The sequence below is a fragment of the Natronocella acetinitrilica genome, assembly GCF_024170285.1.
Taxonomy (GTDB): Bacteria; Pseudomonadota; Gammaproteobacteria; order Nitrococcales; family Aquisalimonadaceae; genus Natronocella; species Natronocella acetinitrilica.
On sequence record NZ_JALJXV010000001.1, the window covers coordinates 347,092 to 361,002 of the forward strand.

A 13,911-nucleotide genomic window follows, 5' to 3' on the forward strand; every position below is an offset into this window, starting at 1 on the left:
CCAGCAGGGTGTTCCGGCCACCGGAATCCGCTAACCTTTGATACACGCTGGAGGCGATACCGCATGCCCATGACCGGTACCATCTACTTCGCGCATGGCAAGGAAAGCGGCCCATGGGGCCGCAAGATCACCGCTCTTGCAGCGGTTGCGCGGGATCGCGGCTGGCAGGTGGAAAGCCCCGATTACCAGTTCTCCCACGATCCGGACGAACGCGTCGCCCACTTGCTGAGCCTGGATCCCGGCGGCAGTGGGCCGCTGGTCCTGGTCGGTTCCAGCATGGGTGGCTACGTCTCTGCGGTGGCGAGCGCCAGCCTGAAGCCGGCGGGACTCTGGCTCATGGCCCCCGCCTTCGGGATCCCGGGCTATGAGGCGGATACAACGCCCCACGCCGGGCTGGTGGAAGTGATTCATGGCTGGGGCGACGAGCTGATCCCCTACCACAAGGCGATTGCCTGGTCGCACCGGCACGGTGCCCGACTGACCCTGTTACCGGACGGACATACGCTCAATCAGCAGATCCCGGCACTTGAGCGCTTGTTCAATGGCTTTCTTCAGGAACTGGAGACGTCATCATGAAGGTCGGGACGGCATCGCTCTTCGCTTTGCTGCTGCTGATGGCAACCGTGGCACCTGCAGAAACGGACGAGGACGCGGACGAAACAGCAGACGACGACACCGAAGAGGCCGAAGCTGAAGACGAGGCCCCTGACCTGGAGGCTGTCTTCGCCAACAAGACGCTGTTCGGCTATATCGAGACGGTACAACTGGAACCCGGCAGCATTCGCGCCGATGCCCGCATCGACACCGGCGCTTCCCGGAGTTCGCTGCACGCCGAGGACATCGAGACCTTCGATCATAGCGGCGACACGTGGGTGCGGTTTCGCTTTCGCGCCAGCGAGGATGACAGCAGTCACGGGTTCGAACGCCCGGTGGTCGAGGAGATCACCATCATCCAGGCGTCGGGGGATGAAACCCGATACGTGATTCGCCTGGGGCTTTGTGTAGGCGACCGCTTTGCCGAAACCGATTTCACGCTGACTGACCGAGGGGAGTTGACGTACCCCGTGCTTGTCGGCCGGAGCTTCCTCGCAGACACAGCGGTGGTGAGTTCGCAGCGGGAATACACCCGCGACCCCAACTGCACCACCAATGGGGATGACTAACGCGATGTCAGGCGCAGTTCGATGCGCCGGTTACGGCGCAGTGCCTCCGCGGTTTCGCCTTCGTCCACGGGATGGTATTCGGCGAAACCCGTCGCACCCAGCCGTTGCGGTGGCACGCCCTGCTCGATCAGATAATCGACGATGGACTGGGCCCGCGCCGTGGAAAGCTGCCAGTTCGAGGGAAATTCCGCGGTACTGATGGGGCGCCGGTCGGTGTGGCCCTCCACCTGCATCACCCAGGGCAAGTCATCCGGGATACCCTCGGAGATTTCCAGCAAGGTCTCGGCCACCTGATCAAGCTGTCCCCGGCCAGCCTGACCCAGCTCCGCCGAGCCTGATTCGAAAAACAACTCTGACTGGAACAGGAAGCGATCGCCGACAATGCGGATATCTTCCCGTTCACCCAGCAATTCGCGCAGTCGGCCGAAGAACTCCGAGCGGTAGCGGCTCAATTCCTGGACCTGCTCCACCAGCAGCAGGTTCAACTGTCGGCCGAGTTCATCGAGTTCCATATCCTGCTCGGCAATCCGCTCCTCGGACAACTGCAGGGCACCGGCCACCCGTCGCAGCTGCTCCCGCAAGGCAGCAGCTTCCCGGGTTAGCCGCTCGATCAGCGACTGGGCCGCCGCGCTCAATTCCTGCTCTTCTTCCAGGGCCCGGCGCTGCTCATCCAGCAGCACCTGCAGGTCGCGGACACGCACCTCGCGTTCCTCGATTTGCCGCTGGGCAAGCTGGGTGGTCTCTTCGGCGTCGGCCAGCTCGGCCTCCAGTGCCAGCGAGCGATCCCGCGCCGCAGCCAGTCGTTCGTCACGGTCCTCCAGTTCGCTGGCCAGGCGCCCCACGTCGGCTTCCAGCTGCTCGCGAAGCTCTCGCAGCGCCACAATGTCCTGCTGCAAACTGGCCATCTGCAACTGCTGCACACGGATGGTTTCCTGGTCCTCTTCCATCATCTCGCCGGCGGTAGCGAGTTCCTGCTGCAACCGTTCGGACTCGGTGAGCGTGTCGGAGAGCTGTGTGCGCAGTGAATCGCGTTCATCGATAGTCACGCCGAGCTGCGCTTCCAGCTCCTCACGCTGGCGCTGCTCCATGGACAGCAACTCACCGAGTTCCGAGAGCCTGGCCTCCAGCCTGGCCAGGGCGCGCTCACGACCGGTGAGCACGTCGCTCAGCACCGTCTGGGCAAGCATGAACAGGGTGAGCACAAAGACGAACAGCAGGAGCAGCGTGGACAGGGCATCCACGTATCCAGGCCAGATATCGATGGCGTGGCGGCTGCGGCGACCGTTACCAAACATGCCTATCCCCGGGGTCGCGGTGATCCGTCGCTGTATTGTCGCATCGCCATGCCACTAGCGGTCGTCATCTCGTTGGCGGGCGATGGTTCGCGTGAGCAGGCGCACTTCTTCCGCCAGGCGTTCGGCCATGTCACCACGCTCGTTCTGCATGGTCTGGACCATGCGCGAGGTCTCCTGCTCGAGCCGGTTGAGCACATCCACCATCTCTCCCTGATCTGCGCCACGACGGTCGAGACTCTCGGCAAGGCGGCTCAACACGGGCTGCAGGTCTGTGCTGCCCCGGACCATGTTGAGGATGGCCTTCTGCTCTGAGCGGGTGTGCTCGGCCAGACTCGCCACCTGCTCGGTCAGTGCCATGATATTGCGGTCGGCGGAGCGGCGCTCTTCCTCGCCCCGCGCCATGGCCCGCTGCAGGCGGTCCAGGCTGTCGGCGGTCTGCTCCAGCAGTGCCTGTATGTAGGCAGGAATCGTGGTATCACCGTCACTGCCGCCAATGCCGCCACTGCCGTACTGGGTGACCGTGGACAGCCACTCTTCCAGATCGTTGTAAAAGCGATTCTGCGCGTGACCTGCCTGCAGATCGACGAAGCCGAGTACCAGCGCACCGGAGAGGCCGAACAGGGAAGAGCTGAAGGCGGTGCCCATGCCCGAGAGCGGTGCCTCGAGACCGGCGCGCAGTTCATCGAAAACCCCGGTTGCGTCGGTGCCGGTGATGCGCATGTCGCGAATGACCTCCCCGATAGCGCGCAGGGTATCCAGCAGCCCCCAGAAGGTGCCGAGCAGACCCAGGAAGATCAGCAGGCCGATGAAGTAGCGGGTAAGGTCACGGGACTCCTCGAGCCTGGAGCGCACGCTGTCCAGCAGGGCCCGGCTACTAACCGGTGAAAAGCGCAGGCGTTGATCATCCGCCCGTTCGGTCAGCAGCGTCACCAGTGAACCGAGCACGCCGCGCTTGGGCGGCACCTGGGTAACGCGGCTCGCCTTGTAGGCACGGATCCAGGCGGCGTCGGGGCCGAGCATCACCACCTGGCGCAGGTTGATGATGATGCCGACAACCAACACGGTGAGAATCATGCCGTTGAAAATCGGGTTGGCCATGAAGGCTTCCTGCAACGGCTCCGCCAGGAGTACCGCCACACCCATCACAGCCGCAAGGAACAACCCGATCCAGACCAGCACCTTGGTTGGTCGTCGCAACGCTACCTCCCTGACCGTCAACCGGCCCGATAGACTGCCAACGGGCCGAATCGAAGACCGGTGCGAGCCACCCAATCGCTGGGATCTCCGGTCAAGCCACCCACCCGTTCGTTTTCATTTCGCCGCCCGCAGGACGACCCCCCTGGTACCCTTTTCATCGCCTTCTAGCCGCGCAGCCCGTGGCTATCGTGCCAGTTGCTGACGCGCTTGCGCGGATGACTCTGAATCACCCACTGCAACTCTGCTTCGGCATCCTCACGGCTGGCGAAGGGGCCGCGAACACCCTCGCGTGTCTCCACATACCAACCGCTAGCCAGGCCCATACCGACTCCCACCCGGAAAAAACGTCCAGAGGTGAAGCGGCTGCGATTACCGTTTTGCGTGGACTCCATGACCCGGTACTCCCGCAAGATCGGCCGCCGGTTTTTCAAGCACGGCCGTCTACAGTAGAGTGCGGGTGCAGCGGGCACCGGCCAGGATGCTGCGCCCCTCACTCGGTACCGCTCTCATTTTTGAAGGCGGACCGCTCAACCATAGACGATACAACAAATCCACAGACGATTGGGGAGTCAGCCGCATGTTTAGAAGCATCACGGACGCTTCCGTACGCCTGGTCGAGCGATATTTGCCCGACCCCTACATCTTCGTTCTCCTGCTCACGCTGGTGGTCTTCGCCGCCGGCATGGTCTTCGAGCAGCAAAGCCCGGTGGCCATGGTGGAGCACTGGGGCAACGGTTTCTGGGGCCTGCTGCAGTTCGGCATGCAGATGGTCCTGGTGCTGGTCACCGGTTTCGTATTGGCGAGCAGCCCCTTGTTCAAGCGAATTCTGCAGGCGCTTGCCCGCCTCGCAAAGTCGCCGGGACAGGCCATTATCCTGGTCACCGTGGTGTCCATGGCCGCGGCCTGGATCAACTGGGGCTTCGGCCTGGTGATCGGTGCCCTGTTCGCGCGCCAGCTTGCGCAGGTTGTGCGGGGCGTTGATTATCGGCTCCTCATTGCCAGTGCGTATACGGGCTTCCTGGTCTGGCACGGCGGTCTGGCCAGCTCCATCGGCCTGCTCATCGCCACCGAGGGTCATTTCGCCCAGGATCAGATCGGGATCATTCCCACCTCCGAGACCATCTTCTCCAGCTTCAACCTGCTGCTGGTGCTGTGCATGTTCATCATTATCCCGGTGGTGAACCGGCTGATGATGCCCCCGGAGTCCAAGACCTACAGCGTCGATCCGGAAAAACTGGCGGAAGAGGAAAAGACACCGGAGATCAAGAACGAACGCCCGGCGGACAAGCTGGAGAACAGCATCATCCTGGCCCAGGCCATCGGCGTCATGGGCCTGGTGTTCCTGGCCTACTACTTCATCGTCAACAGCGGTTCGCTGAACCTGAACATCGTCAACTTCGCCTTCCTGATCTTCGGCATCATTCTGCACGGTCGGCCTTCCCAGTTCCTGGCTACCATGCAGGAAGCGATCAAGGGCGCCGGGGGCATCGTCATCCAGTTCCCGTTCTATGCGGGGATCATGGCGATGATGATCGAGTCGGGACTGGCGCAGAGCATGTCCAATGCCTTCGTGGCCATCTCCAACCCGACCACGTTCCCGCTGTTTGCCTTCCTGAGCGCAGGCATCGTCAACATCTTCGTGCCTTCGGGTGGCGGCCAGTGGGCGGTGCAGGCACCGATCATGCTGGATGCCGGCGCCCAGCTCGGCGTGGATGCCGCACGCACGGCCATGGCCGTGGCATGGGGCGACGCCTGGACCAACATGCTGCAGCCCTTCTGGGCCCTGCCGGCCCTGGCCATCGCCGGCTTGAAGGCGAAGGACATCATGGGCTACTGCCTGATCGTGCTGGTGATTTCCGGCGTGGTCATGGGGCTGGGACTGACGTTCTTCCCCTGACGGAGGGGTGATCCCCGAACCGCCGCCGGTCGCCAAAGCGTCGGCGGCGGTTTTCGTTTCGGGGCCTTGTGGTGCGTTACGCGCTGCGCGCTGGCATGCCCTGGGAATTCTTCGGGGAACGGAGCACGGTCACGCCGCTCAGGGACACGCCGTAAACCCATCCATGGGGGCTCGACAGCGACATCCCTGTCGCTGACGGTCCCTGAGCGGCGCACCCGCACTCCGTTTGTGCCATTGGTTAGGGGTGCCATCGGCCAACGCCGTTGTGGTGCGTTACGGCCTTTGGCCTAACGCACCCTACGAGGGGCTTCGATCGGGCACGGCCTGATGTAGGGTGCTGTTAGCGCGGAGCGCGTAACGCACCACAACGACCTTCGACTTGTGACTTCCACGAAGGAGGCAGCTTCATAGCCTCAGCACCCGCAGCAAGGCATCGGTGTCCAGATGCTCCTCGACGGCGTCTGCCAGGCGATCCAGTTCCGCCTGCCGGTGGGTCTGGTAATCCACGGCACCGGCCTCGCCCTCAAGCCCGACCCGGCGCAAAAGCGCCTCGCACGCTTCCGCCTGATCGAACAGGCCGTGGAGATAGCAGCCCAGCACCTGGTCATCATCGCTCACGGCGCCATCCGGACGGCCGGCCAGGGACAGCAATGGCCGCTCCAGGGCGGAGCCGCTGGTCACGCCGTTGTGGATCTCGTAGCCGGTAAGCGGCGCCCGGTCCGGCAGCAGCTCGCCGCTGACGTTGAGCAGCTGCTTTCCGGGGATCAAGCGGGTTTCCAGATCCAGCAGGCCAAAACCTTCACTGCTCCCCGCCGGACCCTCCAGACCATCAGGATCATGAACGGCCCGGCCCAACATCTGGAAACCACCACAGATGCCCAGCACCCGACCGCCATAGCGCAGATGGCGCTGCAGCACAGGCTCCCAGCCCTGGACACGCAACCATGCCAGATCGCTGCGGGTGCTCTTGCTGCCAGGCAGGATAACGAGATCCGCCGGTGGAATGGGGCGATCCGGCCCGACGAATTGCAGATCCACCCCCGGGTGCAAGCGCAGCGGGTCGAAGTCGTTGTGGTTGCTCATCCTCGGTAACGCCGGCACCACCACCCGCAGAGCCCGATCGCCTGCCTTGCGATTGGTGAGACCGACGCTGTCCTCGGCATCAAGGATCAGGCCCTGCAGAAACGGCAGCACCCCGAACACCGGCCGTTTTGTGCGTTCCTCCAGCCAGACCAGGCCGGATTCCAGCAATGCCGGATCGCCGCGAAAGCGGTTGATGACAAACCCGCGGATGCGAGCGGACTCGTTGGGCTCGATGATGTCCAGCGTGCCGCAGAGTTGGGCGAACACGCCGCCCCGGTCGATGTCCCCCACCAGCAGCACCGGGCAGTCCACCGCCTCGGCAAAGCCCATGTTGGCGATATCGTTGGCCCGCAGATTGATCTCCGCCGGGCTGCCAGCCCCCTCGGCGATGATCACGTCGTGCCGTGCCGACAGCGCCTTCCAGGCAGCCAGGACACTGGCCCGGGCCTCGGCCTTGTAGGCGTGGTAGTCCAAGGCTTCCATATTGCCGATGACCCGGCCCCGCAGAATCACCTGGGCGCCACGGTCGGTCTGGGGCTTGAGCAGCACCGGATTCATGTCGCTGTGGGCCGGTAGCCCGCAGGCCAGGGCCTGCAGTGCCGTGGAACGGCCGATCTCGCCGCCGTCTTCGGTGACGGCACTATTGAGGGCCATGTTCTGGGGCTTGAATGGGGCCACGTTGACACCGCGACGGGCCAGCCAGCGGCACAGCGCGGCCACCACCGTGCTCTTGCCGGCGTCGGAGGTCGTGCCCTGGACCATGAGCGTGGTCATGGCGTGGCGCGTGTCACAACTCGACGCCCTTCTGGGCCCGGATGCCTGCCTTGAAGGCGTGCTTGACCACCTGCATCTCGGTGACGGTATCCGCCAGCTCGATGAGTTCCTTCGGTGCGTTGCGGCCAGTGACGACGGCGTGCTGCATGGCCGGTCTCGCCGCCAGGTCGTCCAGCACCCGGTCCAGATCCAGGTACTCGTACTTCAGCGCGATGTTGAGTTCGTCCAGCAGCACCAGGTGGTAGCTGTCGTCCTGCAGCATGCGCCGAGCCTGGGCCCAGGCCGCTTCGGCGGCGGACACGTCGCGTTCGCGATCCTGAGTATCCCAAGTGTAGCCCTCGCCCATGACGTGGTAGTCGACATCGGGCAAATTGCGGAAAAACCGGTCCTCGCCGGTGCTGAACTTGCCCTTGATGAACTGCACCACGCCCACCTTGCAGCCGTGCCCAAGGGAGCGGGCCACCATGCCGAAGCCAGAGCTGCTCTTGCCCTTGCCGGGGCCGGTGAGCACCAGCAGTACCCCCTGATCCTGATCGGCGGACTTGATGCGCTGCTGCATGACAGCCTGCTTTTTCGCCATGCGCCTGGCGTGGCGTTCCGGGTCCTTGGCGTTCTCACGCATGAGCTTGCTCTCCTTCGATGACTGCTTCCCCCTTGAAGATTGCTGCCACTGCCTCGGGGCAGGAGGGGAAGTACAAGTGGTAGTAGCTGGCGAAAAGGCCGTAGCGGCAATACACGGGTTCGGCCTCGGAATCACCGCGGCTGCGGCGGGTACGGGCCACCACCGGCTCGCTGGTCTCCAACCGGGAGTGATGGAAGGTATGGCCGCGCAGCTGTCCGTATCGGGTCTCAAGGGACTGGATGCCGAGCCCCATCAATCGCCCCGCCATGATGGCCTGCCCCGGCAGCAGGCCGAGCATCGCATGCTCCCCGCCGTCACCGTCCACCAGGGACTCCATGCAGGCCATCAGGCCACCGCATTCCGCCAGCATGGGTTTACCCGCCCGGTGATGCGCCCGCAGCGCCGCAGCCATGGCCGTGTTCCCGGCAAAGACTTCGGCATGAAGCTCCGGGTAGCCACCCGGCAGCCACACCGCATCGGCCTCGGGCAGAACGCTATCCCGCAGCGGCGAAAACTCTTGCAGTTCCGCCCCCATGGCCTGCAGCAGGTCCATGTTGGCCCGATAGATGAAGGCGAAGGCCCGATCCCTGGCCACGGCAATGCGCATCCCCGCCAGCAGCCGGGATGGGGGCGCAGGCGCAGCCGCTTCCAGGCTCACCTGGCGCGGAAGGGCATCAAGACCTGCTTCAGCCAGCACCGCCGCTGCCGCATCCAGCTTTTCGTCCAGGTCGGTGATTTCCTCTGCCTGCACCAGCCCCAGATGGCGGTCGGGGATATCCAGGGCCGGGCTGCGGGGCACCGCGCCCAGCAGGTGCATGCCCGCAGGCATGCTCTCGGCGAGCAGGGCGCCATGACGGGCGCTGCCCACGCGATTGGCAATGACCTCGGTGACGCGAAGGTCGTCGCGATAGGTGGCCAGCCCCAGGGCCACGGCGCCGAAGGTCTGGGCCATGCCCCAGGCATCGATCACCGGTATCGCCGGCAGGCCCGCCATCACCGCGATGTCGGCACTGGCTGGATCGCCATCGAAGAGCCCCATGGAGCCCTCTACCAGGACCAGATCTGCGTCTTCCGCCGCCTGGGCCAGACGCCAGCGGCACTCGGCCTCGCCGGTCATCCAGGGATGAATCTGGTAGACCGGTGCGCCAGAGGCCAGCTCCAGCACCATGGGGTCGAGATAGTCGGGGCCGAACTTGAAGACCCGCACGCGCCTGCCGGCGTTGCGATGCAGCCGTGCCAGGGCTGCCGTGATCATGGACTTGCCCTGCCCAGACCCCGGCGCACTGATCAGCGCCGCGGCGGCGGTTCCCTTGTAGGTCCGTTGCGAATCGTGATTGCTCATGGGTTCCTCGTTTCGGCGGGCACGAACACCGGTGCCCCGTCCAGTTCCACCGTGCGCAACGGCTGGCTGTAGAGCCGTTCCAGCGCACTTGGCACCAACATGCGGGCAGCGTCACCCCAGCAAGCCTCGCCACTGGGGTAAAGCAGCAGCAGGCGATCGCACCAGCGCGCCGCCAGGTTGATGTCGTGCAGACACATGAGTACCGCCCGCCCAGCTGCCGCCTGATCCGCCAGCAGCCGCATCACCGACACCTGGTGGTGCAGGTCCAGATGGTTGGTGGGTTCGTCCGCCAGCCAGATTGCCGGGGTCTGGGTCAGTGCCGTGGCCAGGGCCAGCCGCTGTCGCTCCCCCCCGGAGAGGGTCGCCACGGTGCGGTTTTCCAGCCCTGCGAGGTCAAGGCGGGCCAGTGCCTCCCGGGCCAGTGTCACATCCTCTGCGGTTTCCACGTCCCAGGGCGCCAGGTAGGGATGTCGCCCGATCATCGCCGTCTCGAGCACCGTGGCGGGAAAGCCGTCCTGGCGCTCCTGAAACACCACTGCAAGGCGCCGGGCGATGCTGCGCCGCCGCAGACTGGCCAGTGGCTCCCCATCCAGCAGCACACGGCCCGCCCGGGGCGGCCGCAGGCCGGCGAGGGTGTGCAGCAGCGTGGTCTTGCCGGCACCGTTGGGGCCGAGCACACCCCAGACCTCGCCGCCACGGATCTGCAGGTTCAGCGGCACGCTGTCGGCGCGGTCGGGAATATCGATGATCAGTCCGCTGGTAGCCAGTTCCGTCATCAGCGGCTCCGGTACAGCAGGTAGAGGAAGGTGGGCACACCGAGCATGGCGGTGATCACGCCCACGGGCAATTGCTCCGGCGCGATCAGGGTACGGGCCAGGGTATCCGCCAGGACCAGCAAGGTGCCGCCAGCAAGCGCAGACGCCGGGAGGATGATGCGCTGATCGCTGCCGAACACGAGCCGCAGCATGTGCGGCACGATCAACCCGATGAAGCCAATGGTGCCGGCGGTGGTCACGGCTGTTGCGGTAAGCAGGCTGGCCGCCACATAGACCGACCACTCCAGCGGCCGCACCGCCACACCCAGGGTTGCCGCCTGCAGCGGGCCCCGGGCAAGCACATTGAGGCTGCGCCCCAGGGGCACGATGAGCGCACAGGCCAGCGCCAGCACCACCACGGCAGGCCAGGGAGAACGGGCATAGGCCAGATCACCCATCAGCCAGTAGAGCATGCCGGGAATCCGCTCGGTGGGGCCGATGACCAGCATGAAGGTGATCACCGCGCCCCAGCCGGCCGCCACCACCACGCCGGTCAGCAGCAGCCGGGTGGGCGTCCATGAGCCGGTGCCGTGGGCCAGGCCGAACACCAGCACCGTGGACAGCAGGGCACCGGCAAAGGCCGACCCAGACACTACCACCGTGCCCAGACCCAGCAGCATGGCGCCCAGGGCACCCACCGCCGCACCGCCTGAGAGACCGAGCACGTAGGGATCCGCCAGGGGATTGCGCAGCAGCACCTGCATCAGCGCTCCGGCCACCGCGAGCAGGCCGCCAGTGGCGAACGCCGCCAGGACCCGGGGCACGCGCAACTCCAGCACCAGGGTGCGGTGCAGAGCGTCGGCATCGCCACTGATCACCCCCAGCAGCCCGGAGACCGGAATGGCCACGCTGCCCACTGCGACGGCCAGGACCATGGCAGCCATAGCCAGAGCCGCCAGCCCACCCAGGGTCTTGATGAGCCGGGGCATCAGACTGACACCGGGGCCAGGGGCGGCGGCGGCTTCGTGTTCAACGCCGGCCACGTGCCGTCTCCAGATGCTCGCAGAGCAGGGCAACACCCTCGGCAACCCGGGGGGTCGGTCGCTGGATGCTGGAGGGCGGCACAAAGAAGAGGTTACCGCGACGCACCGCCGGCACCTCGGTGAAGCGCTCCCAACCCTCGAGCCAGGTCGTGTCCTCCTCGCCCATGCCGCCAGCGACGATCGCCTCGGGCTGTGCCGCCAGCACCGACTCCCGATCAAGGCGCGGCACCAGACGGTCGATATCGCCGAAGACGTTCACCCCACCACAGAGCTGCACACCCTCGCTGATCAGATGCGTGTCGTTCACCGTCATGATGGGATCATCCCAGATCTGGTAGAACAGCCGCACCGGTTCGGCATCGGCATAGCGTCGCTTTAGCTCGGCGATGGTCCCCTGGAACGCATCGGCTGCGGCGTTGGCCACCGACTCGGTACCGGCCAGCCGACCGAGGCGACGCAGCGTGGAGGACACATCGGCGAACCGTCGCGGTTCACTGTAGTAGACCGGGAGACCCAGCGCTTCCAGTTGCTCCAACTGCTCTTCGGGGTTGCCGCTGGTCCAGGCCACCACCAGATCCGGCTGCATGGCCAGCAGGCGCTCCATGTCCACCCGGGTGTGGCTGCCCACCCGGGGGATGTCGTTGGCGGCCTCCGGGTAATCGCTGTAGCGCACGGCGCCGCGGATCCGATCCCCGGCGCCGGCGGCAAACAGCAATTCGGTCACCCCCGGCGACAGGGCGATGATGCGCTCTGCGGGCCCGTCCAGACACACGCTGCGCCCGCCGTCATCCTCCACGCAACGCGGCTCCGCGCCCACTCCGCCGGCCGTGAAGCACAGACCGGCGGCGATCAGGAGCAGACGATGGGGGAGCGACAGCGCCATCAGCGGTGTCCGTAGCGAACGCTGAGGAAGGCCGTCCGCCCCGTCTGGTTGTAGGGCGTGCCATCGAAGAACCGCGATACCACGTACTCCCGGTCGAACATGTTGTCCACGGTGATACGGGCCGACCAGTTCTCTGCAAACGCCCAACCAGCCCGCAGGTTGACCAGGCCAAAGCCGGACAGACGATCGTTGTTGGCGGCATCGTTGTAGCGGTCGCCCACGGCGACACCCGAGGCACCCAGGGAGAACTGGCCGAAACGCCGGTCCAGATCCAGCCGCGCCGACTGCGTCGTGCGGCGGGTCAGACGCGCGCCAGTATCACGATTGCGTGGATCCTGCAGAGTACCAGTGGCGCGCAGGTCCCAGCGCTCGGTCGTCATGCCCGCCTCGAGTTCGACACCGTGGATACGAGCACGTTCGACATTGCCGGGGGCACCAAGGTCCACGTCGAACCCGATCAGATCGTCGACGTATGTCTGGAAGGCCGCCACATCCCAGTAGACAGTCTGGTACTGGCCGCGCATACCCAGCTCTGCAGTCTGGGAACGTTCCGGCGAGAGATCAGGATTGCCAAATCCGGGAAAGTAGAGATCGTTGAAGGTCGGTGCCCGGAAGGCCGTGCCGTAGCTGAGCCGGACACGGTGGTTGCCATCCAGCGCATGACCCACGGCGGCCGCGCCGGTCAGCCGGTCACCAAAGGCTTCGTTATCATCCCAGCGGGCGCTCAACTGCATGTCCGATGGACCGGAACGCAGGAAAAGCTGGCTGAAAAACCCCCTGTTGTCGCGACTGTCCTCAGCGTAAGCCGTATCGCTGGTAATCTCGTCACGCAACTGGTCAGCGCCCACAACCAATTCATGCGGCCCCAGGAAGACCCGGTTTGCGATACGCACCGTTCGCGATCGCGTGTCGAAACGGGAGGTGCCATCGGTGAGACTGCGATCCTGGCCCTCGCTAAGGCTGAACTCGGTGATCCAGTTGTCACCCACCGGCAACTCGCCGGAGAGGCCGATGGTCTGAATCACATAATCCGTATCGCCCGTATCGAACTCCGTGTTGCCCTGGGCCCGAAAACCCGTTACACCGACGCTGGCACCGTTGTCGAAGTGCTGGCGCAGACTGCCGATGCCGGCTGTATTGTCATAACCCTTGCGCTCCTCGCCTTCACGGATATCGATGCCATCGGTATCAAAGCGATTGCCAGCCACGCTGAAACTGGTGTCACCGACACGCCCCGAGGTACCAGCGCCGATCTCACGGCTGCTGTTGGAGCCGAATCCGCCCTGAACCCATCCGCGGGGCGCACCCTCGCCCTCGGCAGTGAAACCCTGGATGACGCCACCCACGGCGTCGGCCCCGTAGATACTGCTGCGCGGGCCACGCACCACTTCGACGCGATCCAGCAACTGCGGCGGGATGAACTGCCATGGTGCCCCACCAGCGGTGGCGGAGCGGATACGGATACCGTTGATCAGCAGCACCGTGGACTCACTTCCCGCGCCACGGGTAAACACCGTGGTGTTCTTGCCAAATGCACCATTGGTGACGACACCGATTCCGGGCTGGCCCTGCAGGATATCGACAAACTCGCGGGGCTGCTGGCGATCCAGGGTCTCCCGGTCAATCACGGTGACGGAAGACAGGCTCTCTTCCACGGTCTGAACAGACCGTCCGGGGGTTACGACAATGGGGTTGAGACTCAGGGTCAGGGTATCCGCAGCGGCAACAAAGGGACACAGGCAGACAACGGCGCAGGCCGTCGGCAGAAAACGTTTCATGATAATGCCCTCCGACCGAGCCTACCCGCACGGCCTTGTATCGTTTTAATCAATGCCGGGGGGAGAGCTGAGTCGGGAG

General features: G+C 65.0%; 13 protein-coding genes. 3 read left to right on the forward strand and 10 right to left on the reverse strand.

All coding sequences use genetic code 11. From position 1 onward, the window contains the following. Positions 1-63 precede the first annotated feature (63 nt). Together J2T57_RS01700 and J2T57_RS01705 are read left to right on the forward strand one after the other, a co-directional pair. Entirely contained in the window at positions 64-576 is a 513-nt protein-coding gene (locus J2T57_RS01700) for an alpha/beta hydrolase (protein WP_253473276.1), read from the forward strand. Beyond that, complete coding sequence (locus J2T57_RS01705) at positions 573-1,163, forward strand: ATP-dependent zinc protease family protein (RefSeq protein WP_253473279.1); 591 nt, start codon at positions 573-575, stop codon at positions 1,161-1,163. The genes J2T57_RS01700 and J2T57_RS01705 overlap by 4 nt, the downstream gene beginning before the upstream one ends. On the opposite strand, the gene J2T57_RS01710 is transcribed toward J2T57_RS01705, so the two are convergent. The 3 genes from J2T57_RS01710 to J2T57_RS01720 all read right to left on the reverse strand — a co-directional run bounded on the left by J2T57_RS01710 (position 1,160) and on the right by J2T57_RS01720 (position 4,047). Continuing rightward, entirely contained in the window at positions 1,160-2,458 is a 1,299-nt protein-coding gene (locus tag J2T57_RS01710; protein WP_253473282.1) for a peptidoglycan -binding protein, read from the reverse strand. The two genes, J2T57_RS01705 and J2T57_RS01710, sit on opposite strands and share 4 nt — an antisense overlap. 54 nt (positions 2,459-2,512) lie before the next feature. Next, on the reverse strand, positions 2,513-3,655 hold the full coding sequence (locus J2T57_RS01715; RefSeq protein ID WP_253473285.1) for a flagellar motor protein MotA: 1,143 nt from the start codon (positions 3,653-3,655) through the stop codon (positions 2,513-2,515). Positions 3,656-3,819: 164 nt separating this feature from the next. After that, a complete protein-coding gene (locus J2T57_RS01720; RefSeq protein ID WP_253473288.1) occupies positions 3,820-4,047 on the reverse strand; it encodes a DUF6316 family protein in 228 nt (75 codons plus the stop codon). A 185-nt stretch (positions 4,048-4,232) separates the two neighbouring features. Between J2T57_RS01720 and J2T57_RS01725 the strand changes: the two genes are divergently transcribed. Beyond that, on the forward strand, positions 4,233-5,552 hold the full coding sequence (locus tag J2T57_RS01725; RefSeq protein ID WP_253473291.1) for a short-chain fatty acid transporter: 1,320 nt from the start codon (positions 4,233-4,235) through the stop codon (positions 5,550-5,552). Between the two features lie 405 nt (positions 5,553-5,957). On the opposite strand, the gene J2T57_RS01730 is transcribed toward J2T57_RS01725, so the two are convergent. The 7 genes from J2T57_RS01730 to J2T57_RS01760 form a co-directional block, all read right to left on the reverse strand. Next, positions 5,958-7,409: a cobyric acid synthase gene (locus J2T57_RS01730; RefSeq protein ID WP_253473294.1), complete on the reverse strand. Its 1,452-nt coding sequence runs from the start codon at positions 7,407-7,409 to the stop codon at positions 5,958-5,960. Positions 7,410-7,422: 13 nt separating this feature from the next. Further along, a complete protein-coding gene (gene cobO / locus J2T57_RS01735; protein WP_253473297.1) occupies positions 7,423-8,031 on the reverse strand; it encodes a cob(I)yrinic acid a,c-diamide adenosyltransferase in 609 nt (202 codons plus the stop codon). Further along, positions 8,024-9,373 (reverse strand): cobyrinic acid a,c-diamide synthase CobB, encoded by a 1,350-nt coding sequence (locus J2T57_RS01740; RefSeq protein ID WP_253473300.1) that lies wholly within the window; start codon positions 9,371-9,373, stop codon positions 8,024-8,026. Before J2T57_RS01740 ends, cobO begins: the two co-directional genes overlap by 8 nt. Next, positions 9,370-10,149, reverse strand: a complete 780-nt coding sequence (locus J2T57_RS01745) for an ABC transporter ATP-binding protein (protein ID WP_253473303.1) — start codon at positions 10,147-10,149, stop codon at positions 9,370-9,372. The genes J2T57_RS01740 and J2T57_RS01745 overlap by 4 nt, the downstream gene beginning before the upstream one ends. Further along, entirely contained in the window at positions 10,149-11,072 is a 924-nt protein-coding gene (locus tag J2T57_RS01750; RefSeq protein ID WP_436262677.1) for a FecCD family ABC transporter permease, read from the reverse strand. The genes J2T57_RS01745 and J2T57_RS01750 overlap by 1 nt, the downstream gene beginning before the upstream one ends. Before the next feature lie 85 nt (positions 11,073-11,157). Beyond that, entirely contained in the window at positions 11,158-12,054 is an 897-nt protein-coding gene (locus tag J2T57_RS01755; protein WP_253473306.1) for a cobalamin-binding protein, read from the reverse strand. Then, positions 12,054-13,832, reverse strand: coding sequence for a TonB-dependent receptor domain-containing protein (locus tag J2T57_RS01760; protein WP_253473308.1), 1,779 nt, complete (start codon positions 13,830-13,832; stop codon positions 12,054-12,056). Before J2T57_RS01760 ends, J2T57_RS01755 begins: the two co-directional genes overlap by 1 nt. Positions 13,833-13,911 lie beyond the last annotated feature (79 nt).